This is a genomic window from Vibrio furnissii CIP 102972, assembly GCF_000176175.1.
Classification (GTDB): Bacteria; Pseudomonadota; Gammaproteobacteria; order Enterobacterales; family Vibrionaceae; genus Vibrio; species Vibrio furnissii.
On the sequence record NZ_ACZP01000014.1, the window covers coordinates 569439 to 596232 of the forward strand.

Here is a 26794-nt window from a genome sequence, read left to right on the forward strand (position 1 = left end):
TACTTGCCTTGGTTGCATGTTCATTTTTGGTCAATATTACACTAAGCAGTTTACTTTTCACTACTCAATATGTAAACTACACCGACTAGTTTACTTTAAAACTTCTAATATTCGTCACAAACACTTCATGTTGATCGCTAAAGATGTCTCGAGGCGTTTGTGTCATCGCACACCACAGGAGGAAGATATGAATATCGAAACAACCTGCTCAACCGCGAACGAACTTCCCATGCTTGATGGCAAATTTGCCAACAGCGAAGTCGTGACCAAAACCACCATGCGTGACTTCCTGACCATTTCATGGGCCTATTTAACCGCTGATCGTGAGGAAGCTGAGCCAAAAAAGCCGATACCTGTTCAGTCGATCACCACTGAGCAGCTAACCCAAGAAGATCAAGACGTGGTTTATCGTCTTGGCCATTCCACCGTGCTGATGAAACTGGATGGACAATGGATCCTCACGGATCCCGTATTCAGTGATCGCGCCTCCCCAGTGCAATGGATGGGCCCGAAACGCTTTCACGACACCCCCATTTCGCTTGCCGAATTACCCTTCATTGATGTGGTGCTGATCAGCCATGATCACTATGACCACCTAGACAAAGCCGCGGTCAAACTGCTGGCTAACCACGTCGGACGTTTTCTGGTGCCGCTTGAAGTGGGCAAATTGATGGTCAAGTGGGGACTGCCGGCAGAAAAGATGAGTGAATTGTCTTGGTGGCAAAGTGCGACCATCGGCAACACAGAGTTTGTGTTCACGCCAACGCAGCATTTCTCAGGGCGGGGTCTGAATGATCGCAACACGACCTTGTGGGGCAGTTGGGTCATCCGTGGTCAGGACAAATCGGTATTTTTCAGCGGCGATTCAGGTTACTTCGGCGGCTTTAAACAGATTGGCGACCGCTATGGTCCGTTTGACCTCACGCTCGTGGAAACGGGTGCCTACAGCTCACTTTGGTCGGACGTTCACATGTTCCCGCGAGAAAGCCTGCAAGCGCACTTGGATCTGAAAGGTAAAGTCATGCTGCCCATTCACAACAGCACCTTTGATTTGTCCTTGCATCGCTGGTACGAGCCCTTGGAACAAGTGACGAAACTGGCGCGCGCACTGAATGTCACGGTAACCGCACCGATGATTGGTGAACGCATGCTGATTGCACAACCAGCGCCCTTGGAAGCATGGTGGCTCAATCACGCCAGTGAACGCGAGCCAAGTGCAGCAACAGCACCATGTTTGAACACGCCAAACTAACTAAGCCGCACGCGATAGCGGTTGAGCCGCTTGGTGCTTTAGAGGTAGTGATCCAGGAGTAACGCGATAAACAGCATCATCAAATGATAGATGGAATACTTAAAGGTATTGATCGCCGAGCTGTTTTCCGGATCGTACTTCAGCGCCCACGCGGAATAGATAAACCCAAGGCTCAGCACACTGGAAGCGGCGAAATAGATCACGCCACTCATACCCACCAACACGGGTAACACACACACCAACGCCAGCAAAAACGTATACAGCAAAATCGATGTTTTGGTGTACTCCACCCCATGCGTCACAGGCAGCATCGGAATGTCCGCTTTAGCATAATCGTCTTTGCGATGAATCGCGAGCGCCCAGAAATGCGGCGGCGTCCAGATGAAGATGATCATCACCAATAACCACGCATTGGCATGCAATTCCCCAGTGACGGATGTCCAACCGAGCAGCGGCGGCATTGCGCCAGCCAGCCCCGCAATCACAATATTTTGTGGCGTCGCGCGCTTCAGATACAGCGTGTATACCACGGCATAGCCCAGCAAACTGGCAAAGGTCAGCCACGCGGTTAACCCATTCACGCCCCAATACAATATCGCAAAACCCACGATGCCCAGCACGAACGCAAACAGCATGACGCGGCTGGCTTGAATCTCACCAGACGGCAACGGCCGCTTGTAGGTACGAGCCATCATCGCATCAATGCGTCGATCAATCAGATGATTCAATGCGGCGGCCGCCCCGGCCATCAACCCAATGCCAGATAGCCCCAAAACGGCCGCTTTGAACGGCATCAACCCCGGCTGCGCAAGGCACATGCCCACCAACGCGGTGAGCAACATCAGGGCGACCACTTTCGGTTTGGTCAACGTGAGATAAATCTGCCAGCGACTGACTGCAGAGGCGGTATGGACCGCCGCGATCGATTTACTCATGAGACACACTCCTTGTTTGACTAACGGCAAGCGTCTGCGGCCAAAGCAGATCATTGCATTTCAGCACCGCGATCAACAACAGTGCCGCGCCCAAGTTATGCAGCACCGCAATGGTCAAGGGCAAGCTGAGCAACACATTGCCCACTCCAAGCAGAACTTGCACCGACAACGCGCCGAGTACCATCTTGGCAGGTTGGAGATAACCGAGCGCTCTCAACCGCCATGCCAGCAACCCCAGCAAAGCGATGGTCACCATCGCGCCCACGCGATGCGCAACATGAATGGTGAGCCTTGCCCCGTAATCGAGCACGCCAAATTCATAGCTATCGTGGCCATAATGAACTGGCGTAAACGCGGTACGAAAATCAAGATACTGCGGCCAATTGCCTTCACAAATGGGTAAACGGCTACACATGAGCGCCGCGTAGTTGGAGGATGTCCAGCCACCAAGCATGATTTGCACCACCACCACGCCCAACGACAGCATCGCAAGCACACGTAAGTTAAGCGGCGCAAAAGAAGGGGCTCTTGGCGTTGCCGCCTGCAATCGCCAATACAGCAACCACAAGCAACTCAGTAAACTAAAACCGCCGATCAAATGCCCCATCACCACCAGCGGCAACAATTTCAGCGTCACCGTCCACATGCCCAGCAGCGCTTGAAACACCACAATGGCCGCAATCACCAGCGGCAGCGTCATCGGCACAGGGCGATAGCGCAGACACAAATAAGTGATGCTAAACACCACCAATCCGAGCGTGCCAGCAAAATAACGGTGAATCATTTCCGGCCAAGCTTTATGAGGTTCAACATCCAAATGGGGATAGAGAAACTCGGCTTTTTGCAATGCGCTGGGAGAAAGCGGCACGGTGTAGTGTCCATAACAGCCCGGCCAATCCGGGCACCCCAGTCCGGCATCCGCCAAACGGGTGTAAGCGCCCAATGCGATGACCGCCAACGTCAACACAAGACTGAAACGAACCAGATGAAGCCAACTGACGCTTGGGGTAGACGCTGCAAGACTGTGCGTGTGATTCGACATACCACCCTCCCTGATGTGTTTAGCCGACGCGTGATAACTTCAGTAGTTTGCGTAGATCCGCCAGCACCTTGCGGCTCTGCGCGATTTGTTGTGACGCTTCCGGCTCGGCAAAACGCATCACCAACTGACCGAGCGGGTCGACGATCACCACATCGCCGGCGTCGATGTGCTGCATAAACTGCGTATTCACCGGAATCTGTTGTAGCGTCATGCCCTCCAGTGCCGCGATGTCACTGTGCGCACTCACCAGCAATACGGGCGTCACTCGGCTTTGTTCTTTACCAAGCGCCGTATGGCTTTGCGCCAGCAAGTAAATTTGCTGCTGACAATCGGCGGTGCAGCTCGCTGGCACCACGTAGGCCATCTGCCAGCTCACCTGTTCAAGCGGGTTAAACACCCCAAGCGACGACATCGTCACACGCGGCTCAATCAACTCCCCCGTATTGGTCGCACCAGACTGATACCAGTGATTGGCAAGCACTGCTTGCGCCACCAAAGCAGGCAGCGCAAAAAACAGCACAATCCCCACCAAGATCAGGCGACCTTTACTTTTATCCGTCATGAATGCCTCCCTGCTCGCCAAACTCTTACGCCAATCACCAACACAATCACCGCCAAAACAGCAGCCATCGTGAACCATTGCAATGCGTAGCCGAAATGTTTCTGCGCGCTCATCGCCAGCGGCTGCCAAGGTTGTGGGTAAGGCCAATTCGCCTGCTGTGGCTGAAATGCCACGGGCAAAATCGGTGTGCCCAGCCACTGCGACAGCGCCTCCACATTGAGATTTTGAATGCGGTGCGGATTACCCGCCTCCAACCCCAAAGCATCACTGAAAGGATTGGTTGAACGAGCATACAAACGCCCCGTCAGCGTTTGCGGCTCAGTAAGCCAGTCCACTTGAGGTAGCACGCGGCGGTCGTTTCCTGCGGGCACAAACCCGCGCTCAATCAACATCCAATGCCCATCCTGTTGTTTCGCCAGTTGATAGGCGAGATAGCCCACTTTGCCGTCGAACGTTTGGTTATCAAGCAGGAATGTCGCGTCACTATGCGGGTCCAACGTCACCGTGACGCGAAGCCCCGTGAGCTCAGCCATGGGGTAACGTTCCAGCGCCGTCGCCAAACTCAGCGGCGCCATTTGGGCTCGTGCGGCCAAGCGTGTTTCTAAATGCAACTTTTCTTCACCTCGCGCCAACTGCCAAAAGCCCAATTTGACCAGCAGCGCAAACACGACCACAGTTAAAACAGCGCCCACCCAAACTTTCCCTGACCACACGCGCTGTGAAGGAGCCGCCATGCTGCCACTGGTTGTAAAAATTGCTTTGGTTTTGCTTTTACTGTTCATCATATTCAATCTGGCCCGCGCGCTGATTCGCATGGTGAGTGAACCCAAAGAGGGCGAAGAAGAACGCCCAATGAGCTATTATCTCGGCCGCCGTTTGATGTTCTCGGCAATGGTGGTCATTGTGCTCATTTTCGCGCTCCTCAGCGGTTGGCTGCATCCCAACGCCACGCCCTATTAGCTTTTAAAATCGTTATAAAACATACACAAACACAAACAGACACAGCCAAACCACATCCACGAAGTGCCAATACCAACTCCCCGCCTGAAACGCAAAATGGTCTTTCGGCGTGAAGTGGTCTTTGGCGATGCGCGCCAGCAGCACCGCAAGGAAAAGCGTGCCCAAACAAACGTGCAGCCCGTGAAACCCCGTCAGCAAGAAGAAGGTATTGCCGTACACACCCGATTGCAGCGTCAGCCCCATTTCGTGATAAGCATGCAGGTATTCAACCGCTTGGAAATAGAGAAAGAATCCAGCCAAAATAATGGTGATTTCCAACCACACCACTAGCGCCATGCGTCGGTTGCGCTCTAAACTCAAGTGCGCCATGTGCAAAGTGATGGAGGACGTCAGCAGAATGATGGTGTTTTTCAGTGGAATCCCTGCCCACGGCATCGCCTCGGTCGTGATGCCGCCCGGTGTCGTCAAGAGCGGCCACACCGCTTCAAAGCCCGGCCACAACACTTCATGCGTCATCGCGTTGTTACTGGCGCCGCCCAACCAAGGTACGGCCACCATGCGCGCATAGAACAGCGCGCCAAAAAACGCGCCGAAGAACATCACCTCAGAGAAAATAAACCAGCTCATGCCTTGGCGGAACGAACGGGCGATTTGCGCGGAATATAGCCCCGCCAGCGACTCACTGACCACATTGCTAAACCAACCCGCCAGCATGTACAGCAACACAAAAAATCCGGCGAACAGAATCACTTTGCCAATCACGCCCCCCGCACCGTCGGTGCCGACATGTTGCACGGTGACGCCTGCACCCACCGCCAATAGGAATAGGGCCACCGCACCGACGATGGGCCAGTGACTCTGAGCTGGAACATAGTACGCATTCGGTTTGTCACTCATTGGGTTGCTCCTTGCGAAACTGCCGTGCCCGCCTTCGCCAAGGCGGGTTGGGGCGCAGCTTTATCCGTCATGTTGTACAGCGTGTAAGAGAGTGTCAGGGTGTGGATGGTGTCCGGAATGTCCGGCTCAATGTAGAAAATCAACGGCATTTCCGCATGCGCTTTGGCCATCAGCGGCTGCTGACTGAAACAGAAACACTCGATTTTGTTGAAGTAGGTCGCCCCCTGCCCCGGAGAAACCGATGGCACCGCCTGCCCCACCAAGTCCGAACTCGACAGATTGTCGGCCAGATACGCGGTCTGAATCACTTGGCCGGGATGCACATCGATGTGCGTCAGCTTGGGCGCAAATCGCCACGGCATGTTATGACTGATGTGCGCCATAAATTCGACCCGAATGGTGCGCGACTCATCAATCTGCATCCCTTGCGGTTGAATGGCGGCGACCTCGTTGGTTTTGCCATTGATGCCAAGCTGCTGACACATCACGTCATACAGCGGCACCAGCGCAAAACCAAAACCGAACATCAGCACCACTGCCAGCAGTAGCTTGACGGTCAGTGGACGATTTGAGGTTCCGGACGTTGGCTGTGTCATGATTCACCTCCTATTCGTCCACTTTGGGTGGGGTTGAGAAAGTGTGATGTGGTGCGGGGCTCGGCACCGTCCATTCCAACCCTTCGGCACGCTCCCACGGTTTCGCAGCGGCAGGCTCGCCACCGCGGACACATTTAATCACCAACCACAAGAAGATCAGTTGAGACAGACCAAACGCAAAGCCGCCAATGGAGACAATCTGGTTCACATCCGCAAACTGAATCGCGTAATCGGGAATTCGACGCGGCATGCCCGCCAACCCTAAGAAATGCATCGGGAAAAACAGCACATTGACCGAAATGACCGAGCACCAAAAATGCCAGCGGCTCAGGCGTTCGTCATACATGTGTCCGGTCCATTTGGGCAGCCAGTAATACGCCGCGGCCATGATGGAGAACACCGCGCCGGAAACCAGCACGTAATGGAAATGTGCCACCACAAAATAGGTGTCGTGATACTGGAAGTCCGCTGGCACAATCGCCAACATCAGGCCAGAGAATCCGCCGATGGTGAACAAGACAATGAAAGCGATCGCAAACAGCATCGGCGTTTCAAAGGTTAACGATCCTCGCCACATAGTCGCCACCCAGTTAAACACTTTCACCCCAGTGGGCACCGCGATCAACATGGTGCAGTACATGAAAAAGAGCTCGGCAAACACGGGCATACCGGTCGTGAACATATGGTGCGCCCACACCAGAAACGACAAAATAGCGATGCTACTGGTCGCGTAGACCATCGAGTGATAGCCAAAGAGCTTCTTGCCGCTAAATGCAGGAATGATCGCCGAAATGATACCGAACGACGGCAAAATCATGATGTACACTTCCGGATGACCAAAGAACCAGAAAATGTGTTGGAACATCACCGGATCGCCGCCCCCCGCCGCATCAAAGAAGCTGGTGCCAAAGTACTTATCGGTCAGCACCATGGTGACCGCACCCGCGAGCACCGGCATCACCGCGATTAACAAAAACGCGGTGATCAGCCACGTCCAGACAAACATCGGCAGCTTAAACCACGTCATGCCAGGCGCGCGCATGTTCACGATCGTCACGATGACGTTGATCGCCCCCATGATGGAGCTGATGCCCATAATATGGACGGAGAACACAAACAGCGCGGTGCTGTCCGGCCCATAGGTGGTAGAGAGCGGCGCGTAGAAGGTCCAACCAAAATTGGGGCCGCCCCCTTCGGTAAACAGTGACGACAACAGAATCAAAAACGCAAACGGCAGAATCCAAAAACTGAGGTTATTCATGCGTGGCAACGCCATGTCCGGCGCGCCAATCATCAGTGGAATCATCCAGTTCGCCAAGCCGGTAAAGGCCGGCATTACCGCACCAAAGACCATGATCAGCCCATGCACGGTGGTCATCTGGTTGAAGAACTCCGGCTCGACCAATTGCAAGCCCGGTTGAAACAGCTCCGCACGAATCACCATCGCCATCGCGCCACCAATCAAAAACATGGTGAAACTGAACCACAGATAAAGGGTACCTATGTCTTTGTGATTGGTGGAATAGAGCCAGCGGGTCAGCCCTTTCGGCGGACCGTGATGTTCGTGTTCATCCAGCGCCAGCGTGCTGTGTGCACGGCTGAGATCCGCATCCGTTACCGGAGCCGATTTGGATTGTTCGGTGGACGGTTTCATTGCCCCTCCTTGCCACTGGCTTGTCCCTGAGTTTTAAACGCATTGATGTCTGACGCCTGCACCGCATCGCCGGTATTGTTGCCCCACGCATTACGTTCGTAAGTAATGACCGCCGCCAGCTCTTTCTCACTCAGCTGGTTACCAAATGCCTGCATGGCCGTGCCCGAACGGCCATCGACCACTGTCGCGATATGCTGATGCACATCGCCGGTGGTAACCGGGCTGCCTTTCATCGCCGGGAACGCCCCCGGAATCCCTAGCCCCGTTGGTTGGTGACACACGGCGCAGCGGTCGAGGTAGACTTTCTCGCCCAGCGTCATCAGTTCTTCAAGCGACATCGAGCTTTGCAGCGCTTTTTCGGCTTCCTGTTTTGCCAGCGCAACTTCGGCTTTTTTGTCGCTCAACCACTGGTCATACTCGTCTTCGGCCATTGCTTGCACCACAATCGGCATAAAGCCATGCGCTCGGCCACACAGCTCAGCACACTGGCCGCGATAAACGCCCGGCTCATCAATGCGCGTCCACGCTTCATTAATAAAACCGGGAATGGTGTCTTTTTTCACTGCAAAGGCAGGCACCCACCACGAATGAATCACATCATCAGAGGTGAGCAGAAAACGGATTTTGCGATGCACCGGCACCACCAGCGGCTGGTCCACTTCTAATAAGTAGTGCGCGCCTTTGGCTTCAATGCCGTCAATTTGCTTTTGAGACGTGGCAAGTAGGCTGTAGAACGCCACATCTTCATCGAAATAGCTGTAGTGCCATTTCCACTGTGAGCCGGTGATTTTGATAGTTAAGTCCGATTGAGAGGTGTCTTCCATTGCCACCAGCGTTTTGGTGGCCGGAATGGCCATCGCAACCAAAATGACAATCGGAATGATGGTCCAGATGATTTCGACTTTGGTACTTTCATGGAAATGCGCGGCCACCGCCCCTTTGGATTTGCGGTGCTTATATATGGCGTAGAACATCGCCCCAAAGACCACGAGTGCAATGGCGACACAGATGTAGAAAATCAGCATATGGAGGTGATACACCTGGCCACTGATTTCGGTGACACCGGGGGTCATGTTCAGTGATCGTTCAGCAGAAATCGCTGGAGCCGCAAAGCCAATCAATATCAGATCGGTCCACAGCCACAGATTGGTCACAAATCTTCTCAAGAGATCTCTCCTCTGCTCAGCCGCACGGCATGTGCGTCTCTGGATGGGCTCCGTGTGAACAGCGAATTCGACACTAGTTGTTATATTTATGTTAACTAAGGCTAGTTAGTGATTTGCGTTTGTTCAAGAAACAAACAATAAAGTCGTGAGGGAGATAAGTGTCTGAAAATTTGTCCTAAGATTGGAGAAGGAGAAGACGTCAACGGACGTGCTACAAAAGCGTGGACGCGTAAAAGTTTAGCGATTGCGTCCTCATAATCGAGAATAAATATCACTTACACTAATAACTCAATGCATAAAATAAGGTGACAACCATGATGCAACAAGTCACGCAATGGTTAGCGAAAGATCCCGACCCAAGAACCCGCGAAGAGCTTCAAGCGCTGATTGATGCGCAGAACCTCGACGAACTGCAGGAGCGATTTAAATCCCGACTGGAATTCGGTACCGCTGGCCTGCGTGGAAAAGTCGGCTGCGGCCCCAATAGAATGAACCGCTTGGTGATTCAAGAAACGGCAGCCGGACTCGGAGAATACCTCATCAAACAAGTCGACAATGCCAAAATGCGTGGTGTGGTCATTGGCTATGATGGTCGCCCAGATTCGCAGCAATTTGCCCACGATACCGCCGCAGTGTTGGCCTCACTCGGCATCAAAGTTTACCTGACTTACAAAGTTGCCCCGACCCCAGTGGTGGCATTCGGCGTAAAACACTTCAATGCGGCGGCCGCTGTCGTGGTGACCGCCAGTCACAACCCGCCGGAATACAATGGCTTTAAAGTGTACTGGGAAAACGGCGCGCAAATCATTCCTCCGCACGATTCCGGTATTGCTGGCGAAATCGACATCGCGGCGCAGCGCGCGGTGCCATTGATAGCTTTAGACGATGCCCATCAAGTTGGTTTATTGGAGTGGCTGGACGACGCCTACTACCAAACGTACCGCAAAACCATCGACAGCAGCCCACTGTTGAATAACCACACCAATCCGCAGGCGGTGACCATTGCCTACACCGCAATGCATGGCGTGGGTGCAGACATGGCTGAAACCCTGCTGCACGACGCAGGCTTTAAAAACTTGCTGAGCGTCAAAGAGCAACGTGAACCGGATGGCACGTTCCCGACTGTGAACTTCCCCAACCCGGAAGAAGCAGGCGCGATGGACATGGTGATTGCACTCGCCGACTCTATCGACGCTGAACTGGCGTGTGCCAACGACCCAGATGCCGACCGCTTTGCCGTGGCCGTGCGCAAACCCGATGGTCACTACCAAATGTTGACTGGCGATCAGGTCGGCACGCTGTTTGGTCATTACTTACTGAGCAAAACCAACGCCAGCAAACAATTGGTGGGAAATACCATCGTCTCTTCAAGCCTGCTGGGCAAAATCGCGGCAGCACATGGGGCGAAATATTATCAAACGCTGACTGGCTTTAAGTGGCTGACCAACATCGCCATGCAACAACAAAGCGAGCAACATCAATTCCTGTTCGCTTACGAAGAGGCGCTGGGCTACACCGTGGGTCACTCGGTGTGGGATAAAGATGGCCTGTCGGCGATGGTGGCGTTTGCCCAATTGGCGGCCGAGTTGTACGACCAAGGCAAAACCATTTGGGATCAATTGGAAGCCATTTATCGTCAACACGGTTTGTATGTCACCGCGCAGCGCAGCATCGCGCTCGACCCAGCCGCGCCGCCAGTCGGCGATCGTCTACGCAGCGAACCACCGCATGAAATTGCCGGTAAAGCGGTCCTCAGCACCGATGATCTGAAGCATGCGGTACGTCGTTTTAAAGATGGCACCACCGAGAGCATCGACCTGCCAAGCAGTGACGTGTTGATTTATCACCTCGATGGCGGCGCGCGCGTGATTGTTCGTCCATCCGGTACCGAACCCAAACTGAAATGCTACTACGAAGTGGTGGGCAGCTTTGCCGACAACGAAAGCTTCGAGAGTGCGCAAGCTCGTGCGGATGAACAGATGGCGCTGCTGATCAGCGAACACCAAACCAGCCTGGCCTAACACAAGACCACGCAAAAAGCCCCGCTAAAGCGGGGCTTTTTTATGACGAAACATTAGCGCAAAACCGGCGACTTACACCAATTCAGCCAGCATACTTTCGTCGTACGCTTTGACCGCTTGGCCATCACGTACCAGTGACACGTAATTCGGGTTGGCGATGAACGCACGGCCAATCGCCAGCAATTCAAACAGACCTTGTTCAATCGCTTGAGCGCCAGTTTGTGCGGTGAAACCACCCACCGCCATCAGCGTTTTCGAGTAATGCTGACGCATGTATTCCGACACTTTCCCGCCGAGGTAATCGAATTCCATGCTGTCATCAAACATGCCTTCGTGCAGGTACGCCAGTTCGCGTTGTTCCAGCTCGGCCAGCAGGTAATCAAACACCGCGCGGTCACGTGGATCTGGGCTGATGTGCGCATATGCCCCCGGAGACAAACGTAAACCAGTGCGATAGCCACCGATGCGTTCAATGATGGCATCAATCACCGCCAGCGGGAAACGGGCCATGTTCTCTGGCGTTTGGCCAAATTCATCCTCACGCAGGTTGGTGTCGTAGTGCAGGAACTGGTCGAGCAGATATCCGTTCGCGCCGTGGATTTCGACGCCATCAAACCCCGCCACAATCGCGTTTTCTGCCGCGACGGCGTAGTCTTCAATCAGTTGGGCAATCTCTTCTTTTGTTGCGGCTTTGGGCATGGTGTAAGTCAGGTCACGACGACGTGGCACCGTGCCTTCAAACGCGACAGCTGACGGAGCGAGTACATATTCGCCGTCAAAAAATGCTGGGTGTGCAACTCGGCCCGTGTGCCACAACTGGGCAAAGATCTTCCCGCCACGTTCGTGCACGGCCGCGGTCACTTTCTTCCAGCCTTCCACTTGCTCAGCAGAAAACAGCCCCGGCGTGCTTGGGTAACCCTGACCGTCTGGGCGAATGATGGTCGCCTCAGAGATAATCAAGCCCGCATCAGCGCGGCGCGCGTAGTACGCCGCCATTTCATCGGTCGGCACCAAGCCTTCACCCGCCATACAACGAGTCAGTGGCGCCATGACAATTCGGTTATTCAGTGTGATCTGGTCATTCAGTGGATAAGGTTGAAACAGTAAATCGGTCATCGCAAAGTCCTTGCATCTATTCAATGGGCTTATGCTAGATCAAACTTGAACGATCATTCAAGATATATTTTGAATGATCGTTCAAGAAATTTTGTCAGGGTGACGAAATCAGCGTAGAATTGCGCCGAGATAACCAAGTTAGAGAAGCGATGTGCGCGTAGCGGAATTTGACAGAGAGCAGGTATTGCGCTCTGCGATGTACGAATTTATGTCGAAGGGATTCAATAAAACCAGCATGCAAGACCTCAAAAGAGCCACTGGTCTGCATCCGGGTTCCATTTATTGTGCCTTTGAGAATAAACGCGGCTTATTGCTGGCAGCCCTGGCACATTACGCCTGCGAGCGTACCGAAGAGTTCAACGCCATTTTTGCCGCGCAGCCTACCGTGATGGCCGGATTGAAAAGCTACTTCTGCATGGTGGTGGATGAATGCGCTCGTGAAGAGATTAAAGATTGCTTGCTGCAAAAAGCCTTGAGTGAGTTGTCTCAGCAGGATGATGAAGTGGAGCAAGTGATTCGCGACACGTTGAATATTTGGAAACTCGGTTTGCTGGCGCAACTCAAACTCGCGCAGCAGCGCGCTGAAATCCACCCAGATGCGGACTGTGAATTTCTGGCAGAATATTTGGTGATGGGCATTTACGGTTTGCGTTCATTTGCGCACACCAAACCCAAAAAAGAATTGCTATGCAAAATGGCCGATCAATTACTCTCGACCATTCAAGCATAAGTCCAAGCATCCATTTAGACACGAAAAAGGCACCCTTCGGTGCCTTTTGTTGTTGAACGCAGGGGCACGCCATTAACGCAGTAAGTCGCTCAGCATCCACAGCGCCAACACAAAGAAAATCAGTCCCATCAATTTGTGCTGATAGGTACGAAACTTCGCGTTCTCCAGCAGCGATTGACCAAACAACCCCACCGCCCCCACCAGCAGCAAATTAAACAGCAAACCACACACATTGAGCAGCAGCCCCAGCGCCAACATTTGTTCGCCCGAGGACGCGGCAATATTGCTCGACACAAACTGCGGCAGAAACATCACAAAGAACACCAATGCTTTTGGATTGAGCAAGTTGCTCACCAAGGCACGCTGATAAAAAGTGCTCGCCATCGTATGGCGGCCATCCAACGCTGGCGCTTGCGCGGCATTGGCACGCATGCAATCGAACCCCATTTTGAGCAAGTAAGCACCGCCCAACAGGTGCAATGCTTGCAGCGCCATCGGGCTCATGGCAATCAGTGCTGACACGCCCAGCGCCGCCAACAGCGTCAGAATAATTCCGGAAGTGGCGTTACCTAAGCTGGCAAACACCCCCACTTTTCGTCCGTAGCTGAGGCTTGAACTAGCAATCAGCAACATATCTGGCCCCGGCAATAACAGGAGTGCCACCACCGCGGTGAGATAGACTGGCAAAATAGCAAAGTCGATCATAGTAATATTTCATAGGAATCAGGAAGCGGCGGATTTTATATCAACATTAAAGATCAATCCAATACCATCCTCCAATTAACCAAAGATAATTGGTTAATGATTTTATATTCAATCACATGAGCAATTTTGTACAAAAAGCGAAGGACAGTTTGAAGTACACTGGAAAGCCGTTGAGCGAAGAGTGGATTATGGATAAACAACGCGCCCCAAGAGCAAAGGAAAGTGCCAAGTTTCAGGTGGCCGATGAACTCGGCGGTATTGAGCTGCTCGACGCCCAGTATGAAACCCAAAACTTCTCGCGTCACAGTCACGAAGGGTACACCATCGGTGTGATTGAACGTGGCGCGCAACGTTTCTACCGCACGGGCGGCAATCACGTGGCGCCGCAAGACAGCATCATTCTGGTCAATGCCGATGAAGTCCATACCGGTCACTCCGCCGTTGAAGGCGGCTGGGCGTACAAAGCCATGTATCCGGTTCCTGAGCAGTTTGAGGCTATTTCGCGTGAGCTGGGTAACAGCGGCTACGGCACGCCTTACTTTCCCGAAGCCGTGGTGCACGACCCAGAACTCGCCAGCCAATTTCGCTTAGTGTTTGATACGCTTGAAAAATCAGACAACCGCTTGCTGCGTGAAACCTTGGTGTACGCCAGTTTGGTCAAGTTGATGGCGCGCCACGGGAAAACGCCGCCGAAGCCCGTTGAAATGTCGAAAGCGCAGCAGCAATTGACGTTGGTGAAAACGTTTCTGGATGATTTTCCGCAGGCAGACGTTTCGCTAGAGGAACTGGCAAAACTGGCGGGGATCAGCCCGTTTCACTTGGTGCGTGCGTTTCAAAAGCAGTTTGGCTTTCCACCCCATGCTTACCAGATTCAAGCCCGGCTGCGTTACGCTCGCACGCTGCTCAAAGCGGGCCATTCGATTTCAGATACCGCGCAGGAATGTGGCTTTCACGACCAAAGCCATCTTCATCGTCACTTTAAAAAGGCGATGGGCATTACCCCCAAGCAATACGTGCAGCATTAAGCGCTCGCGCCGTCGTCATCCGAGCAACTTTGTACAAGTATTTGCCTTCTTGCTGTGGTGTGATGACCTGAGCCGTCGCAGCGCCAAGGTCATCGCCGCACACGGCCGCTTTACTTCCGTTGCGGATCCCGTCAGCATTCACCACAGGACGATTTTATGAGTAGTACCGTTTTGTCACAGCCTTCTTATACCGATTCCAAATCCCGCCTGTTTTGGCAGGGAACTGTCGCCATGCTGCCGCTGAGCGTGGCCGTGTTGCCTTGGGGCTTACTGGCCGGCTCATTTGCCATTGATGCGGGGCTGACGCCGTTTGAAAGCCAATCGCTTTCGATGATTTTGTTTGCCGGTTCGGCACAATTAGTGGCCACCGGCATGATCAAAGCCGGGGCTGGCCTCATGACCATGCTGATCACCACGTTGTTTATCACTTCACGCCATTTTCTCTACAGTGTGTCGATGCGCAGCAAAATCAGCCCGCTGCCCACCCGTTGGCGTTTGGCGTTGGGTTTTCTGTTAACGGACGAGCTGTTCGCGCTGTGCGGCCAGCAAAGTGACAAACAATTCAACCGTTGGTATGCCTTGGGCGCCGGGCTCAGTTTCTACTTGGTGTGGAACCTGGCAACCTTGGTTGGCATTGTCGCAGGTAGCTACATTCCCGCACTCAATGAACTGGGGTTGGAATTTGCGGTGGCCGCAACCTTCATCGCGATTGTGGTGCCAAACATTCAAAGCTTGCCCGTGGTGGTTTCGGTGTTGGTCGCGCTGCTGCTCTCCGTCGGCCTGACCGTGATGCATGTTGACGGCAGCCTGATGATTGCCAGTATTGGCGCGATGGTGGCCGGTTACGCCACCGAACGACTACAAGGAGGAAAAGCATGATCATGCTCTCGATTTTCGCGATGACCGCGCTGGTGTTCATGAGTCGTTATCTGTTTCTGGAACCCAAACTGCCGCTGCGGTTAAGCCCGAGTTTGCAGCGCTTGCTGAGCTATTCAGGCCCCGCCGTGCTGACGGCCATCTGGGCGCCGATTGTGTTCACACATGAACAATCGCTGTGGCTGGAAAGCACCAATCCCTACATTTGGGCGGCGCTGCTGGCAGGGCTGCTCGCCTGGCGCACCAAAAACATTCTATTGACCACCGTGGTCAGTATGGCGGTATTTTTGCTACTCAACTTAGTGGTATTCAGCGCCTGATCCGCATTGATTTAAAAGAAAAAAGGCTAGCCTATTCGGCTAGCCATTCAATTTCGAGCAGGACGTGGTCGCCGCATTTCAGGCGCCCGAGGAACACATCCCCTGCATGCACGACCCCAACGCCTTGCGGCGTACCCGTCATGACGATATCCCCGTCAATTAGCGTGGTGTACGATTGCAGCTCTTGCAGAATCATCGCCGGTTTGAACATCATTTGTGCCACGCCGCCACACTGCACGCGCACACAGTTAATGAAGAGTTCCAGTGACAACTGTTCCACATCGAGACCATCGAGCGACACGAAACGGCTGAACACCGCGGAACCATCAAACGCTTTGGCGCGCTCCCACGGCAGTTGCTTTTGTTTGAGTTGTGATTGCAATTCACGCTTGGTCAGATCCAATCCGAGTCCGACGCCCACGTACTGGCCGTTTTCCACCACAAAGCAAATTTCCGTTTCGTAATGCAGCGGTTCGTCATGAAAGGCGCGCAACGTGCCGGAAATGCTGCTATTGGGTTTGTTAAACACCACCATCTGATCAGGCATGGCGTTATTCAACTCTTTGACATGTTCCACGTAGTTGCGTCCAACACACAACACTTTGGACGGTGTGACCTGTTGCTCTTCGAAACGAACCGTCTTCATAGCTCTTCCTTGAATGATAATTGAGCGCAAAGTGTATCGTATCTCAAGCCATCGCCAACAAAATTAGCGTGCGCGATGTCAAAATTCTGATCCTTGGCAAACTCTTATCCGTTGAGTTTCCCCACCACCTTTTCACACAGCTGTTTGAGCATCACCAGTTCATCTAAGTCGAGATCAAACTTGCACACCATGGATTTGGGCACCGCAAGCGCCTGCTCGCGTAACGCCGTGCCTCGCTCAGTGAGCCACAACTCGCGAGCGCGCTCATCGGTCACGCTGCGTCGGCGCTCCACCAGCCCTTTACTTTCCAGGCGTTTGAGCAGCGGCGTCAACGTACCGGAATCTAAGTGCAATTTTTCACCCAACGTTTTCACGCTGATGGCGTTTTGCTGCCACAACACCATCATCACCAGATACTGCGGATAAGTCAGATCAAGCGCATCCAACAACGGGCGATACGCGCGCACCACCGCGTTTGCGGCACTGTAGAGCGGAAAGCAGAGTTGGTTATCGAGCAGCAACAGCTCGTCATCAGGGATCGGAAATGGGGTCTGGGAAGGGACACAACGGCTCATGTTCATCACTCACAATTAAATTGTGCACAATATACTTGCATTCTATCTCAAGATCGATTTAAGATTGCAAACAATTAGATTGCACACAACTTAATTTTACACAAAGTAACCCCTTCAAGGAGCAACATCATGAGTACGCTATACACAACAAAAGCAACTGCACTGGCTGGCCGTAACGGTAAAGTTTCTACAGATGACGGACTCCTGTCACTGGAACTAAGCTATCCAAAAGAGATGGGCGGTACAGGCGCGGCGACGAATCCGGAACAACTCTTTGCAGCGGGGTATTCGGCCTGTTTCTCTAACGCGATTCTGCACGTGGCGCGTGAAGCCAAAGTCGCACTGAAATCAGCCCCCGTGACTGCGGAAGTCGGCATTGGCCCGAACGCGAACGGCGGCTTTGCCCTGACGGTGAATTTGGCAGCGACGCTGGAGCTGCCAGACGCACAAGCGGTTGAGTTGGTGAAAACCGCGCATCAGGTGTGCCCTTATTCAAACGCAACGCGCGGCAATATCGCCGTGGGTGTAATTGCCAACGGTGTAAAAATCGCTTAATTCGATTCCTCTTTGTACACAAGCCCGCCCATCGGCGGGCTTTTCATTTTTCTTCAACAAAAACAAAACTTAAACGTCACAATCTAGAAATCAAACCGTCATTTAAAAAACCTACCTTACTCTCAACCAAACGAAAGAGCATCGAAGCTCGTAAACTATGAATAAGGTAATAACAATGAAACAAGCAGCAGTAGCAACCGCGATTTTCGCAGCACTAGTTTCTGGTTCAGCAATGGCAGCAACAGTGTATAAAGCAGATGGTACAGAACTGAAAGTCGGTGGTCGTGTTGAGTTCCGCGGTGACTTCATTGGGACAGATGATGGCGCAGAAATTGAAGGCACCATGGAAGACAGCACACGTGCTCGCCTGAATCTGAAAGGTACCACTGAACTTGCTGATGACCTGACAGGTTTTGCTTTCTACGAAGCAGAGCAAAAAACAGGTAAATCTGAATTCAAAAACCGTTACATGTATGCCGGTTTCGGCACCAGCATGGGCGATTTGTCTTTCGGTAAGCAAGACATGGCTGCAGTACAAATCTCAGACATGACGGATATTACTGAATTCTCGGGCAACCAACAGTACATCGACTCTGCGTCTGACAAAACAGACAGCGTGATCGCTTACCGCGGTCAATTCGATGCGCTAAACCTGCAAGCCACTTATTCTGCGAACAGCGAAAAAGACGCTGACCTATACGGCATCTCTGCGCTTTATGCGCTGCCATTCGGTTTGGATCTCGGCGCGGCCTACTCAGCAGGTGACAACGGCACAGGTAACGGTCAGCAAAACCAAGTGCTGTTCGGTGCAGGCTACACACTGGATGCACTTTACCTTGCTGCAACTTACTCGTTCGGTGACCTAGATGACGACGCTAACCAAGAGTTCAAAGCACTGGAACTGGCAGCGGCTTACAAATTTACCAAGCAATTTACGCTGAAAGCGCTGTACGCGAAAACCGAAGACAAAGATTCTGGCACAAAAACAGATACGGCTGATTTCTTCGAGCTGGCTGGCTACTACAAGTTCAACTCAAACCTGAGCACTTACGTGGCTTACAAGCTGAACAATCTGGATGACGTTGTGGTTGACGGTCTGGAAACGCAAAGCGAAGACACAATGCGTCTGGGCTTGAAATACGCATTCTAAAACGTTCCTCTTGACTCCCGAGGAAACTGTCCTGATTGGCCAAGCATTGCTTGGCCTTTTTTTATGGCATCAATTGATGGCGTGCGTTGCACCACATCACAGCAGCCTGCCCCATCGCGACGCATCTGGGTGAGCAACGGCTCCACAGGAAAAATGTGTAAGCTATTGATTTTAAATGAATGAAAAAGTTGGCACGCTGCCTGCATTATATACATTACAAATGCAGGCAGCGTTTGTGCTTCTTTTCAGTGATATGGCAGAAATCACTGGTCACTTCATGTTCTTTGACCTCCCTCTGGGAGGTCTTTTTTTTTTGCGCTGCTGATGCAACGTCTGGCCAACAGCATAGTCGCTTTCCATTGCTTATGATTTGAGCACCATCAATATTTTCGAATTCTCTCCCCCACACCGCACATTGGTTTCAATCGCGTTCCCGCGTATGATGCGTGCACCATATTGCTCACTCACCTGATGGCGGCGCATCCGTTGCGTGGATGACGCATGGAAACAAAAAAGACGCCACGTGAAATAAAAGCAACGTAAAACCTTTCCTATGCTGTAAGAACATCATTTTTGAGGAACTGATATGGCAACGCCGATCAACGTCACTCTCTATCGCTGGGCGGGTCAATTCGGCCCGTTAAAGGTCAAAATCCCCTGCGGTGAGTGCACTCTGACCAAAGACATCTTGCTCGATGCGTTCAGCCATGAGCTGGCAGGCATTCCGATTGAATTGGAAGTCAAAGACTGGCTCACGCATTGGTGGGAGCCGCTGCGTCATGGCGCTTGGCATGCGCCGATTGTGATTGTGGAAGGACATGTCGTCAGCCAAGGCGAAGCACTCAATCGCGGCGCGCTGGTGCAATCCGTCATTCAAGCCTGGGTCCCCAGAGAGCCGATCAGCGGAAATATCGTGTTTGGAAAAGCCAATTGCCCTTACTGCACCAAGGCCAAACGCTTGTTGCAATCGGCAGGCATTGATTACGACGACCGAGATGTGGTGAAAGACAGCGCCGCGTTATATCGCATGATCCCTGCCGTGAAAGCCATCATCGGCGAGAAAACACCCGTGACCGTGCCACAAATCTGGCTCGATGGGGAATATATCGGGGGCTGTGATGCATTGGAGGCGTGGTTAAAAACCCATCCGCACAAGTTGAATGCAAACAACGTGGTTGAACTCGGCGCCAACATTTCGTAATTTTCTTTCAGAAAAGCAAAAGGCCTCAAGCTTAACACTTGAGGCCTTTTTAATTCTTTAAGGCGACTTACTTAGTCATTTTCTTCCACATGGTTTTGATGAAAGATTTTTTCTTTGGCTGAGCTTTGCCGTAAAGCGCTTCGTGCATCATCTGTTTTGCGATGATTTGGCCAACGTATGCAGCACCTAAATCGTTACCCATGATACTCTCCTACACTTGATTGTAATTTAACTACCTTTTGCAGTTAATATAGCATCAAATTGGATTATAACAAGACATAGATCACAAATTTATGTAATTAATTTTCAGATTAGCTACGCTTTGGTTGCTTGTACGTTTTACCCGCCGCTTGATACGTGTCTTTGACTTTCACATCAAACATGATGTCGAAGAACCACGCGACAAATTTCACCACGTCATCCCCTTCGTTCATGATGTGCTCAACGTATTCCTGCTCAACGCCCTGTTCGTCTGCTCGTACAGTGACATGATAAATACGCTGCTCTCCTTCGACATCAGCCAAGGCAAACTGGCCAGTCAGAGACTGCGCGGCTTCCGCAATATCGGCATCATCACTGGCGCGCAGCATATCAAGCGCTTGTGGCAGGGCCGCTTGTGCGCACAGTTGCTTCACTAGCGCTTCAAATTCGTTCTGTTGCATGATCAATCCTCTCAGTAGCAGCGGCGGATTATACCCACAACCGGTGACAACTGCACTACAGACAATGCCAATGATGTCACTGCGTCAATTTAGGTCGAGGGTTGCGTCGACACATCGCGCTGCGCTGCCGATAAGATAAGCACCAACAACATGCTGGAACTGGTCGCGAGATAGAACCATCCCAGCGCCCCTTGGCTCGTCACACAATGTTCTACCAGAAATCCGCCGAGCACCCCGGCGATCACCATCTGAATCGACCCCGATAACGCAGAAACGGAACCCGCCTGCGTTTTATGTGGCGCAAGCAACATGGTAGTGGAAATCGGAAATGACATCCCTTGTGCCACCGTCAACCACGTGAACGCCCAGATCAGGTTGAAGACGTTAAACGGCATCAACAGCAGCCAAACGCCAGCAAAAATCATAATGCCAATCGCTGCGCCAAGCAGTTGCCGCGATGAAAAATAACGATGGAAAATGTTGACCAGCACACTCCCGGTGAGCAATCCCGCCGAGGGAATGATCATGATGCTGCCATATTCTGCCGCAGTCATGCCCAACTGCTTTTGCAATAGGAAAGGCAACACAGACAACGTGACTAAGCTCGACAAGTAACTGATCCAGTTGTAGCTTGCGCTGCTTAGTACTTGCCAGTTGCGCAGCAGCGCCCAGTAATTGCCCACCACTTTGGTCGCTTCAAATCGCTTTTTCGCGTAGGGCAATGTTTCCGGCAGAATGAAATACCCCAGCGTAAAAATCGCGCTGATGTAGATCATCACGAAGGTAAACACGGATTGCCAACTCAAGTGGTACGTCATCCAACCACCCACCACCGGTGCCACAATGGGCATGATGGAGGCCGTGATGGCAATATACGACATCGCTTTGGTCAGATGCGGGCCGTCGTAACTGTCTCGCAGCACGCTGCGCCCAAGCACCGACGCGCTACCCGCCCCCAGACCTTGCAACAATCGCCCCATTTCCAATGAACTAAAATGGTCGGAGAACGTCACGCACAAAATGGTGCCGAGCAGGTATATGCCCTGCCCTAGAATAAAAGTCGGACGACGTCCCACCGCATCAGACAGTGCGCCATAAAAGAGTTGTGAACCCCCAAAGCCAAGTAAAAACAAGGTGACCAGCATCTGGACACTGGCTTGATCGACTTGTAAATCTTGGCTAATCATTGGCAGTGCAGGCAAGTAAATGGCCACCCCAACTTGCCCAGTAGCGATGATCATCATCGCCAGCAGCATGGGTGTTTTTTTAAAGGAATGTTGTGCTTCTCTGTTCATAAGCGCAGTGTATATTGGTAACCTACACTTGATAATGATGCTTTCAGGAAATGAATTAGTTCCAAACCGGAACAAGTAGGAGAGACGATGGATTGGTTACAAAGCGCAAAAACTTACATTCGCGTGGTGGAAGAAGGCAGCTTTAATGGCGCCGCTCGTAAATTGAACACCACCAGCTCTGCGGTCAGTAAACGCATTCATTGGCTCGAAGAGCGCATCGGCGTGCAACTGCTAAAGCGCACCACGCGTTCGGTGACGCAAACCGAAGCCGGTGTGCTGTTTTACGAACGCGCCAAAGCGCAGCTGGAAAGCTGGCAATCCGTGCTTGATGAAACGCGCTCACTCAATCAAAGCCCGGCAGGCTTACTCAAGATTGGCGCCACGCTCGCTGTCGGTTCCAAGTTTCTGATGCAATATGTCGATGAGTTTCTGCAACACTACCCAGACATTCGCATCCAGCTCACCACCACCACGCCCGGCCAGTTGCCAGAGCTGCATCTCGATCTCTTTATTAGTCGCGAAATCGATCAGCTCAATTCGCTGAGCTTCAAAGCCACGCCCTTGTTTGTCCACAAAGCGGGCTTTTACGCGTCGCCGCAGTATTTACAGCGCCATGGCACGCCATCGACGTTGCACGATCTGACACAGCACAACGTGCTGTGCTGGGGCGAGCAAACCAGTCGCGAAGTCAAAACCAACAACCATAAACGCCTGACCTTATCGGGCAACTTCGCCACCACCAACCCAGAAGCGCTGTTTTATGCGGGCAAGTGCGGCATGGGGATTGTGGTGTCCAATCACGTGATGTTGAAAGAAGAGCTGAAACAACGCACTTTAGTGCGCATTCTGCCGGACATCACCATCGATCAAGCCACGGTGTTTGCTTACTATCCCAAGCTCGATTACCAACACACGCGCACGCACCTGTTTCTCAACTTCCTCAAAGAGAAATTAGCGCACTCGCAAGATGGCGACAGCGCATAAACCGTACGATATGTTTGATGTACAAGAAAGTACCAATGTTATGTCGCCGAATAACCCATTGTTCTAGAAAGCCATTCTTGGCTATACACCTAAAGTCGTAAGGACCCTCGGTGGAAAAAACCAGCACAATCTACCATAGTAACAAAATGCATATTATGAGATCTGTTCCTTAGTTCTCGGCATACAGATCAATCACAACGTGAGTGCTGGATTATGACTACAACATCACTGGCTAGAGATGCAGTTAGTCTGGATACAATCAATGAGTTAATTTTGTTGGACGGGAAAGCGTTGCTGGACCGGGCCACCTACGTGCTGCATACCCACTTCAACTCCTTTTGTACCTGCATCATTGAACTCGATAAATCCCATTACAAGGCCCATACGATCGCTTACGTCGCGGATCGTGAGCTGAAAGAGGGGGTTTGCTATCAGATGAAAGGCACGCCCTGCGAACAGGTCTCGAAGTCGAAGCAGGAGTATTGCCTGTTTCCCTCCCAGGTCACCAAGATTTTTCCGTACGACGATTTTCTAAATGATCACCATATTGAAGCGTACATCGGCATTCCCCTGCGCAGCAAAAGTGGCGAAGTGCTGGGGATCTTGATCTCCACATTCACCACAGCCGTGCACGATGAAGACCCGGTGATCGAGTACCATCGCATTCTGGCGCGCATCATCGTCCACAGCTTGCGTAATAAATGGCTGTCGGAGCGCTCGGAAAGCTTGGTCAATCAACTGAGTTACGAAGTCTCACACGACAACCTCACCAATTTGATGAACCGGAACTACCTGTCAGACAAGCTGGAACGCTTGGTTGAAACCAGTAGCGAACCGTTTACGTTGGCTTATCTCGACATTGATAACTTTAAATCAATCAATGATTTGTACGGCCATTACATCGGCGACCAAATCATCAAATTCGTCGCCAACTCCATTTTGCAGTGCGTGCGTGAAGAGAACCTCACCTTTCGTATCGCAGGGGACGAATTTGCCTTCATCACCTTCTCTAACGACCCATTGAAGATCTGCCGCGCGATTCTCGATAAACTCGACCAAGGTTATTTTGACCCGTCGCACCGCATCAAAGTCGGGTTGAGCATTGGCATCGCCAAAAAATCGCACGAACCGATCACCGCAGACCAATTGATTCTTAACGCCAGCCTCGCACTCAAAGACTGTAAGCAGAGTCGCAGCAGTCAAATTCGCTGCTACGACACCCACTTGAGCAGCCAGTATCACCGTCGCACTCAGGTGATTGATGCGCTGCGCAGCGAGCTGGATAAAACCACGATGGCCGATTCTGAAATCTACGTGGTGGTGCAACCCATTGTTCATCGTCGCCAAAAAGAGTGGAACTATTTTGAAGTGCTGGCGCGCTGGAATAGCGCTTCATTGGGCTTTGTCTCGCCCATGGAATTCATTGACGCGGCGGAACAATCGGGGCTGATCATTGAGTTGGGCGAGAAAATTGTCGAGCTGGCTTGCCAAGCCAAAGCAGACTTGGAACGCCAATTTGGCTACAAGGTCAAACTCGGCCTCAACTGTTCCGCCCACGAGCTGACCAATTCAACCCGTTACCTGACTCACTTGATGCAAACGCTCAACCAATACGGATTCGAGCCGCGAGAATTCACCATTGAGCTGACCGAAACCGTGCTGCTGTCGCAAACCACAGAAGTGAAATACATCCTCGATAAACTGCGCGAACTCGGTTTCACCGTGGCACTGGATGACTTTGGTACCGGCTATTCGAGTTTGAATTACATTCACAGCTACCCGATCGACTGCATCAAGATTGATGCGACCTTCATTCGCAATATGCTGTGCAATGAAACGGCAGAACGCGTGGTGTGGCTCATCATTCAGTTGGCCAAACAGTTGAATGTGGACTTGATTGCGGAAGGGGTCGAGAGCCAAGAAGCGCTCGATAAGCTCTATGCGATGGGGTGTGACCAGATCCAAGGTTACTTCTTTGCCAAACCCGAAACACCAGTCAAAATTGTGCAGCAATGGTTGGCACTTCAGCAGCCGCGCCGCGCATAAAAAAGGCCCTGAAAACAGGGCCTTTCGTTTAACTTTCTGGCGTTGCCTGTGCGTTGGTCGACGCCAGCAATCCTTCTTGGTGAGCCAGCATTCTGTCTAACTCATTGCGACGGGCGGTGAAGTTCGCCATGTCTTTCTTCGGCACCGAATTGGCCATCGGGATATTGGCCTTCATCGCATCCACCGGACGACCGCGCACGATCAACTCATAGTGAATGTGTGGGCCGGTCACTCGACCGGTTGCGCCAGACAGACCAATCCGCTGGCCGCGCGACACTTTCTGCCCTTTACTCACCAGAATTTTGCTCAGGTGCAAGTAACGCGTCATGTAAGTGCTGCCGTGCTGAATCACGACGTAATTGCCCGCATACGGGTGATTTCGTGTCATCACCACCACACCGTCACCGGTCGAAACCACTGGGGTTCCGGTTGGTGCCGCGAAATCCGTACCGTTGTGCGGCGCAATGCGCCCGGTCACCGGATGACGACGGTTCGGATCAAAGCCCGACGACAGACGCCATTTCCCCGTGGTGGGGTAACGCTGGAATGCGCGCTGCAGACTTTCACCGTTTTTGTCGTAATACTGACCATCTTTATACAGATACGCCGTCACATCATTGCTGCGGCTGAAAATCTTAATGGCTTGAATTTCGCTATTTCCCGTCAGTTGATCACCGACGAATTGACGCGACAACACCACTTCAAAGCGGTCGCCAGCGCGAACATCACGCACGAAATTAATTTTATCTTTCAGTAGCGTCACAATCTGATCAATATCTGAACTGCCCAACCCCAGTTGGTTCGCTGACTGTGAGAAACTGCCCTGAATTTCACCAATCAGCGGATATTCTTTCCATGTACCCGGGATTTTGACATCCTTGAACTCAAAACTGCCATCGTCCGTTCGCACATACACCGCGCGTTCAACCAAGCTGAACTTCAGCTCCATTTTCGCCAATGAACGTCCGTCTTGACTACGCCAAAAACGAAGCACGTTACCAGGCTTGAGGGTGTCGAGCGCGAGGTAGTTTAAGTCGGTTTCCATAATCTTCATCAGTTCTTGGTAGCTAAAGCCCAACTGATTGAAGATCGTGCTCAGATTATCGCCAGATTTAATCTCATACTCGTAATCCGGGTACGATTGTCGCGGTTCGGTCGTTTCCGACAGAATCGACTCCACGATGTGCGATTCAGGAATCGACAATTCAATTTTACGTGGGTACGACGGATTGCTGAGTGAGGATGAGAGGGCTGCCACTGCCAGTAGAGGTAAACCTACAACTGTTGCTTTCTTACGCTTTGAGAGCTCGGAAAATCGCAAAAATAGAGACTTGGGTAGCACAATCTAACCTGTGGATAATGTTAAAAGAGGTCAAAGAGTAAGACTTTCTTATCAAATTGTCACCTGTGATATGTCAAAGAACCATTAAAAAAGGCACCAAAGTGCCTTAATTTTTAATAAATATGCAACTTAAGCAAACACTTAACTTGCTAACCGGTCAATTTTGACCATTCGGTTCATTGAGAGGTCTTAACCAGACAATTATCCTCACCAAATCCATTCGGAATGTATTGGTCAGCATGGGAATCGTTCACCCACTCTTGCGCATCGAGCAAGTAGCGGAACTGAAATTCAGCGTCTTTGGGTAAGCGAGTTTTGAACTTAAACGTGCTGCTCTTGGCCACTTTCTTCATCGGCTCCGGTTGCCAGTTCAGAAAATCGGCGACAATTTCAACCTTAGAGGCCTGTGGTGGCACATCCAGTTCAAATGTCACTTCCACCTCATCTTTGGTTTTAAAGAAACGCTTGATAATCATGATAA

General features: G+C 51.9%; 29 protein-coding genes. 12 read left to right on the forward strand and 17 right to left on the reverse strand.

Annotated features, from left to right (window positions below; translation table 11 throughout):
- The first annotated feature begins 187 nt into the window (after positions 1-187).
- Complete coding sequence (locus tag VFA_RS12800) at positions 188-1252, forward strand: MBL fold metallo-hydrolase (RefSeq protein WP_004727260.1); 1065 nt, start codon at positions 188-190, stop codon at positions 1250-1252.
- A 38-nt stretch (positions 1253-1290) separates the two neighbouring features.
- On the opposite strand, the gene cyoE is transcribed toward VFA_RS12800, so the two are convergent.
- The 4 genes from cyoE to VFA_RS12820 are packed head-to-tail and all read right to left on the reverse strand — an operon-like array spanning position 1291 to position 4525.
- Positions 1291-2187, reverse strand: coding sequence for a heme o synthase (gene cyoE / locus VFA_RS12805; protein ID WP_004727261.1), 897 nt, complete (start codon positions 2185-2187; stop codon positions 1291-1293).
- Positions 2180-3229: a COX15/CtaA family protein gene (locus tag VFA_RS12810; protein WP_004727262.1), complete on the reverse strand. Its 1050-nt coding sequence runs from the start codon at positions 3227-3229 to the stop codon at positions 2180-2182. Before VFA_RS12810 ends, cyoE begins: the two co-directional genes overlap by 8 nt.
- A 19-nt stretch (positions 3230-3248) precedes the next feature.
- Complete coding sequence (locus tag VFA_RS12815) at positions 3249-3791, reverse strand: hypothetical protein (RefSeq protein ID WP_004727263.1); 543 nt, start codon at positions 3789-3791, stop codon at positions 3249-3251.
- A complete protein-coding gene (locus VFA_RS12820; protein ID WP_232281715.1) occupies positions 3788-4525 on the reverse strand; it encodes an SURF1 family protein in 738 nt (245 codons plus the stop codon). Before VFA_RS12820 ends, VFA_RS12815 begins: the two co-directional genes overlap by 4 nt.
- On the opposite strand from VFA_RS12820, the gene VFA_RS12825 reads away from it, so the two are divergent.
- Complete coding sequence (locus tag VFA_RS12825; protein ID WP_004727265.1) at positions 4524-4751, forward strand: DUF2909 family protein; 228 nt, start codon at positions 4524-4526, stop codon at positions 4749-4751. The two genes, VFA_RS12820 and VFA_RS12825, sit on opposite strands and share 2 nt — an antisense overlap.
- A gap of 12 nt (positions 4752-4763) precedes the next feature.
- On the opposite strand, the gene VFA_RS12830 is transcribed toward VFA_RS12825, so the two are convergent.
- The 4 genes from VFA_RS12830 to coxB are packed head-to-tail and all read right to left on the reverse strand — an operon-like array spanning position 4764 to position 9064.
- Positions 4764-5648 (reverse strand): cytochrome c oxidase subunit 3, encoded by an 885-nt coding sequence (locus tag VFA_RS12830; protein WP_004727266.1) that lies wholly within the window; start codon positions 5646-5648, stop codon positions 4764-4766.
- Positions 5645-6244: a cytochrome c oxidase assembly protein gene (locus VFA_RS12835; protein ID WP_004727267.1), complete on the reverse strand. Its 600-nt coding sequence runs from the start codon at positions 6242-6244 to the stop codon at positions 5645-5647. The genes VFA_RS12830 and VFA_RS12835 overlap by 4 nt, the downstream gene beginning before the upstream one ends.
- 10 nt (positions 6245-6254) lie before the next feature.
- On the reverse strand, positions 6255-7898 hold the full coding sequence (gene ctaD, locus VFA_RS12840; protein ID WP_004727268.1) for a cytochrome c oxidase subunit I: 1644 nt from the start codon (positions 7896-7898) through the stop codon (positions 6255-6257).
- Positions 7895-9064 (reverse strand): cytochrome c oxidase subunit II, encoded by a 1170-nt coding sequence (gene coxB, locus VFA_RS12845; RefSeq protein ID WP_004727269.1) that lies wholly within the window; start codon positions 9062-9064, stop codon positions 7895-7897. Before coxB ends, ctaD begins: the two co-directional genes overlap by 4 nt.
- A 314-nt stretch (positions 9065-9378) precedes the next feature.
- Between coxB and VFA_RS12850 the strand changes: the two genes are divergently transcribed.
- Positions 9379-11085 carry a phospho-sugar mutase gene (locus VFA_RS12850; protein ID WP_004727270.1) on the forward strand — a complete coding sequence of 569 codons (1707 nt, stop codon included), beginning with the start codon at positions 9379-9381 and terminating at the stop codon, positions 11083-11085.
- 72 nt (positions 11086-11157) lie between these two features.
- Here VFA_RS12850 and VFA_RS12855 read toward each other — a convergent pair whose 3' ends face one another.
- Entirely contained in the window at positions 11158-12201 is a 1044-nt protein-coding gene (locus tag VFA_RS12855; protein WP_004727271.1) for an alkene reductase, read from the reverse strand.
- A gap of 151 nt (positions 12202-12352) precedes the next feature.
- Here VFA_RS12855 and VFA_RS12860 point away from each other — a divergent pair, with 151 nt between their 5' ends.
- On the forward strand, positions 12353-12931 hold the full coding sequence (locus tag VFA_RS12860; protein WP_038151732.1) for a TetR/AcrR family transcriptional regulator: 579 nt from the start codon (positions 12353-12355) through the stop codon (positions 12929-12931).
- 72 nt (positions 12932-13003) lie between these two features.
- Here VFA_RS12860 and VFA_RS12865 read toward each other — a convergent pair whose 3' ends face one another.
- Positions 13004-13636 (reverse strand): LysE family translocator, encoded by a 633-nt coding sequence (locus VFA_RS12865; protein WP_004727273.1) that lies wholly within the window; start codon positions 13634-13636, stop codon positions 13004-13006.
- Positions 13637-13824: 188 nt separating this feature from the next.
- Here VFA_RS12865 and VFA_RS12870 point away from each other — a divergent pair, with 188 nt between their 5' ends.
- The 3 genes from VFA_RS12870 to VFA_RS12880 all read left to right on the forward strand — a co-directional run bounded on the left by VFA_RS12870 (position 13825) and on the right by VFA_RS12880 (position 15857).
- Positions 13825-14661 carry an AraC family transcriptional regulator gene (locus tag VFA_RS12870; protein WP_038152265.1) on the forward strand — a complete coding sequence of 279 codons (837 nt, stop codon included), beginning with the start codon at positions 13825-13827 and terminating at the stop codon, positions 14659-14661.
- Positions 14662-14817: 156 nt separating this feature from the next.
- A complete protein-coding gene (locus VFA_RS12875) occupies positions 14818-15540 on the forward strand; it encodes an AzlC family ABC transporter permease (protein WP_038151734.1) in 723 nt (240 codons plus the stop codon).
- Complete coding sequence (locus VFA_RS12880) at positions 15537-15857, forward strand: AzlD domain-containing protein (RefSeq protein ID WP_004727277.1); 321 nt, start codon at positions 15537-15539, stop codon at positions 15855-15857. The genes VFA_RS12875 and VFA_RS12880 overlap by 4 nt, the downstream gene beginning before the upstream one ends.
- 31 nt (positions 15858-15888) lie before the next feature.
- Here VFA_RS12880 and VFA_RS12885 read toward each other — a convergent pair whose 3' ends face one another.
- Together VFA_RS12885 and ohrR are read right to left on the reverse strand one after the other, a co-directional pair.
- Positions 15889-16503, reverse strand: a complete 615-nt coding sequence (locus VFA_RS12885; protein ID WP_004727278.1) for a fumarylacetoacetate hydrolase family protein — start codon at positions 16501-16503, stop codon at positions 15889-15891.
- 104 nt (positions 16504-16607) lie between these two features.
- Entirely contained in the window at positions 16608-17084 is a 477-nt protein-coding gene (gene ohrR / locus VFA_RS12890) for a transcriptional regulator OhrR (RefSeq protein WP_004727279.1), read from the reverse strand.
- A 123-nt stretch (positions 17085-17207) separates the two neighbouring features.
- On the opposite strand from ohrR, the gene ohr reads away from it, so the two are divergent.
- From ohr to VFA_RS12905, 3 genes are all read left to right on the forward strand, one after another.
- Entirely contained in the window at positions 17208-17633 is a 426-nt protein-coding gene (ohr, locus tag VFA_RS12895) for an organic hydroperoxide reductase Ohr (RefSeq protein ID WP_004727280.1), read from the forward strand.
- A gap of 175 nt (positions 17634-17808) precedes the next feature.
- Entirely contained in the window at positions 17809-18783 is a 975-nt protein-coding gene (locus VFA_RS12900; protein ID WP_004727281.1) for a porin, read from the forward strand.
- Between the two features lie 586 nt (positions 18784-19369).
- Positions 19370-19984, forward strand: a complete 615-nt coding sequence (locus VFA_RS12905) for a glutaredoxin (RefSeq protein WP_004727283.1) — start codon at positions 19370-19372, stop codon at positions 19982-19984.
- 67 nt (positions 19985-20051) lie between these two features.
- Here VFA_RS12905 and VFA_RS24160 read toward each other — a convergent pair whose 3' ends face one another.
- The 3 genes from VFA_RS24160 to VFA_RS12915 form a co-directional block, all read right to left on the reverse strand.
- Positions 20052-20186: a hypothetical protein gene (locus VFA_RS24160; RefSeq protein ID WP_004727284.1), complete on the reverse strand. Its 135-nt coding sequence runs from the start codon at positions 20184-20186 to the stop codon at positions 20052-20054.
- Positions 20187-20295: 109 nt separating this feature from the next.
- Complete coding sequence (locus VFA_RS12910; protein WP_004727285.1) at positions 20296-20646, reverse strand: hypothetical protein; 351 nt, start codon at positions 20644-20646, stop codon at positions 20296-20298.
- Positions 20647-20735: 89 nt separating this feature from the next.
- Positions 20736-21941: a multidrug effflux MFS transporter gene (locus tag VFA_RS12915; protein WP_038151738.1), complete on the reverse strand. Its 1206-nt coding sequence runs from the start codon at positions 21939-21941 to the stop codon at positions 20736-20738.
- 87 nt (positions 21942-22028) lie between these two features.
- Here VFA_RS12915 and VFA_RS12920 point away from each other — a divergent pair, with 87 nt between their 5' ends.
- On the forward strand, positions 22029-22925 hold the full coding sequence (locus VFA_RS12920; protein ID WP_004727287.1) for a LysR family transcriptional regulator: 897 nt from the start codon (positions 22029-22031) through the stop codon (positions 22923-22925).
- 213 nt (positions 22926-23138) lie between these two features.
- Positions 23139-24971, forward strand: coding sequence for a putative bifunctional diguanylate cyclase/phosphodiesterase (locus tag VFA_RS12925; RefSeq protein WP_038151740.1), 1833 nt, complete (start codon positions 23139-23141; stop codon positions 24969-24971).
- Positions 24972-24999: 28 nt separating this feature from the next.
- Here VFA_RS12925 and VFA_RS12930 read toward each other — a convergent pair whose 3' ends face one another.
- On the reverse strand, positions 25000-26313 hold the full coding sequence (locus VFA_RS12930) for a peptidoglycan DD-metalloendopeptidase family protein (protein ID WP_086027305.1): 1314 nt from the start codon (positions 26311-26313) through the stop codon (positions 25000-25002).
- A 176-nt stretch (positions 26314-26489) separates the two neighbouring features.
- Positions 26490-26789 carry an isoamylase early set domain-containing protein gene (locus VFA_RS12935; RefSeq protein ID WP_004727290.1) on the reverse strand — a complete coding sequence of 100 codons (300 nt, stop codon included), beginning with the start codon at positions 26787-26789 and terminating at the stop codon, positions 26490-26492.
- Positions 26790-26794: the final 5 nt, after the last annotated feature.

Excerpts from the sequence above, each read along its gene's own strand:
- VFA_RS12830 (WP_004727266.1), bottom strand. The coding sequence starts at position 5,648 with ATGAGTGACAAACCGAATGCGTACTATGTTCCAGCTCAGAGTCACTGG.
- VFA_RS24160 (WP_004727284.1), bottom strand. The coding sequence starts at position 20,186 with ATGGGTAACGATTTAGGTGCTGCATACGTTGGCCAAATCATCGCAAAA.
- VFA_RS12855 (WP_004727271.1), bottom strand. The coding sequence starts at position 12,201 with ATGACCGATTTACTGTTTCAACCTTATCCACTGAATGACCAGATCACA.
- VFA_RS12920 (WP_004727287.1), top strand. The coding sequence starts at position 22,029 with ATGGATTGGTTACAAAGCGCAAAAACTTACATTCGCGTGGTGGAAGAA.
- VFA_RS12870 (WP_038152265.1), top strand. The coding sequence starts at position 13,825 with ATGGATAAACAACGCGCCCCAAGAGCAAAGGAAAGTGCCAAGTTTCAG.
- VFA_RS12865 (WP_004727273.1), bottom strand. The coding sequence starts at position 13,636 with ATGATCGACTTTGCTATTTTGCCAGTCTATCTCACCGCGGTGGTGGCA.
- VFA_RS12800 (WP_004727260.1), top strand. The coding sequence starts at position 188 with ATGAATATCGAAACAACCTGCTCAACCGCGAACGAACTTCCCATGCTT.
- VFA_RS12885 (WP_004727278.1), bottom strand. The coding sequence starts at position 16,503 with ATGAAGACGGTTCGTTTCGAAGAGCAACAGGTCACACCGTCCAAAGTG.
- VFA_RS12815 (WP_004727263.1), bottom strand. The coding sequence starts at position 3,791 with ATGACGGATAAAAGTAAAGGTCGCCTGATCTTGGTGGGGATTGTGCTG.
- VFA_RS12820 (WP_232281715.1), bottom strand. The coding sequence starts at position 4,525 with ATGGCGGCTCCTTCACAGCGCGTGTGGTCAGGGAAAGTTTGGGTGGGC.
- VFA_RS12810 (WP_004727262.1), bottom strand. The coding sequence starts at position 3,229 with ATGTCGAATCACACGCACAGTCTTGCAGCGTCTACCCCAAGCGTCAGT.
- VFA_RS12875 (WP_038151734.1), top strand. The coding sequence starts at position 14,818 with ATGAGTAGTACCGTTTTGTCACAGCCTTCTTATACCGATTCCAAATCC.
- ohrR (WP_004727279.1), bottom strand. The coding sequence starts at position 17,084 with ATGAACATGAGCCGTTGTGTCCCTTCCCAGACCCCATTTCCGATCCCT.
- ctaD (WP_004727268.1), bottom strand. The coding sequence starts at position 7,898 with ATGAAACCGTCCACCGAACAATCCAAATCGGCTCCGGTAACGGATGCG.
- VFA_RS12835 (WP_004727267.1), bottom strand. The coding sequence starts at position 6,244 with ATGACACAGCCAACGTCCGGAACCTCAAATCGTCCACTGACCGTCAAG.
- VFA_RS12925 (WP_038151740.1), top strand. The coding sequence starts at position 23,139 with ATGACTACAACATCACTGGCTAGAGATGCAGTTAGTCTGGATACAATC.
- VFA_RS12900 (WP_004727281.1), top strand. The coding sequence starts at position 17,809 with ATGAAACAAGCAGCAGTAGCAACCGCGATTTTCGCAGCACTAGTTTCT.
- VFA_RS12915 (WP_038151738.1), bottom strand. The coding sequence starts at position 21,941 with ATGAACAGAGAAGCACAACATTCCTTTAAAAAAACACCCATGCTGCTG.
- VFA_RS12850 (WP_004727270.1), top strand. The coding sequence starts at position 9,379 with ATGATGCAACAAGTCACGCAATGGTTAGCGAAAGATCCCGACCCAAGA.
- VFA_RS12910 (WP_004727285.1), bottom strand. The coding sequence starts at position 20,646 with ATGCAACAGAACGAATTTGAAGCGCTAGTGAAGCAACTGTGCGCACAA.
- ohr (WP_004727280.1), top strand. The coding sequence starts at position 17,208 with ATGAGTACGCTATACACAACAAAAGCAACTGCACTGGCTGGCCGTAAC.
- VFA_RS12905 (WP_004727283.1), top strand. The coding sequence starts at position 19,370 with ATGGCAACGCCGATCAACGTCACTCTCTATCGCTGGGCGGGTCAATTC.
- cyoE (WP_004727261.1), bottom strand. The coding sequence starts at position 2,187 with ATGAGTAAATCGATCGCGGCGGTCCATACCGCCTCTGCAGTCAGTCGC.
- VFA_RS12825 (WP_004727265.1), top strand. The coding sequence starts at position 4,524 with ATGCTGCCACTGGTTGTAAAAATTGCTTTGGTTTTGCTTTTACTGTTC.
- VFA_RS12880 (WP_004727277.1), top strand. The coding sequence starts at position 15,537 with ATGATCATGCTCTCGATTTTCGCGATGACCGCGCTGGTGTTCATGAGT.
- VFA_RS12935 (WP_004727290.1), bottom strand. The coding sequence starts at position 26,789 with ATGATTATCAAGCGTTTCTTTAAAACCAAAGATGAGGTGGAAGTGACA.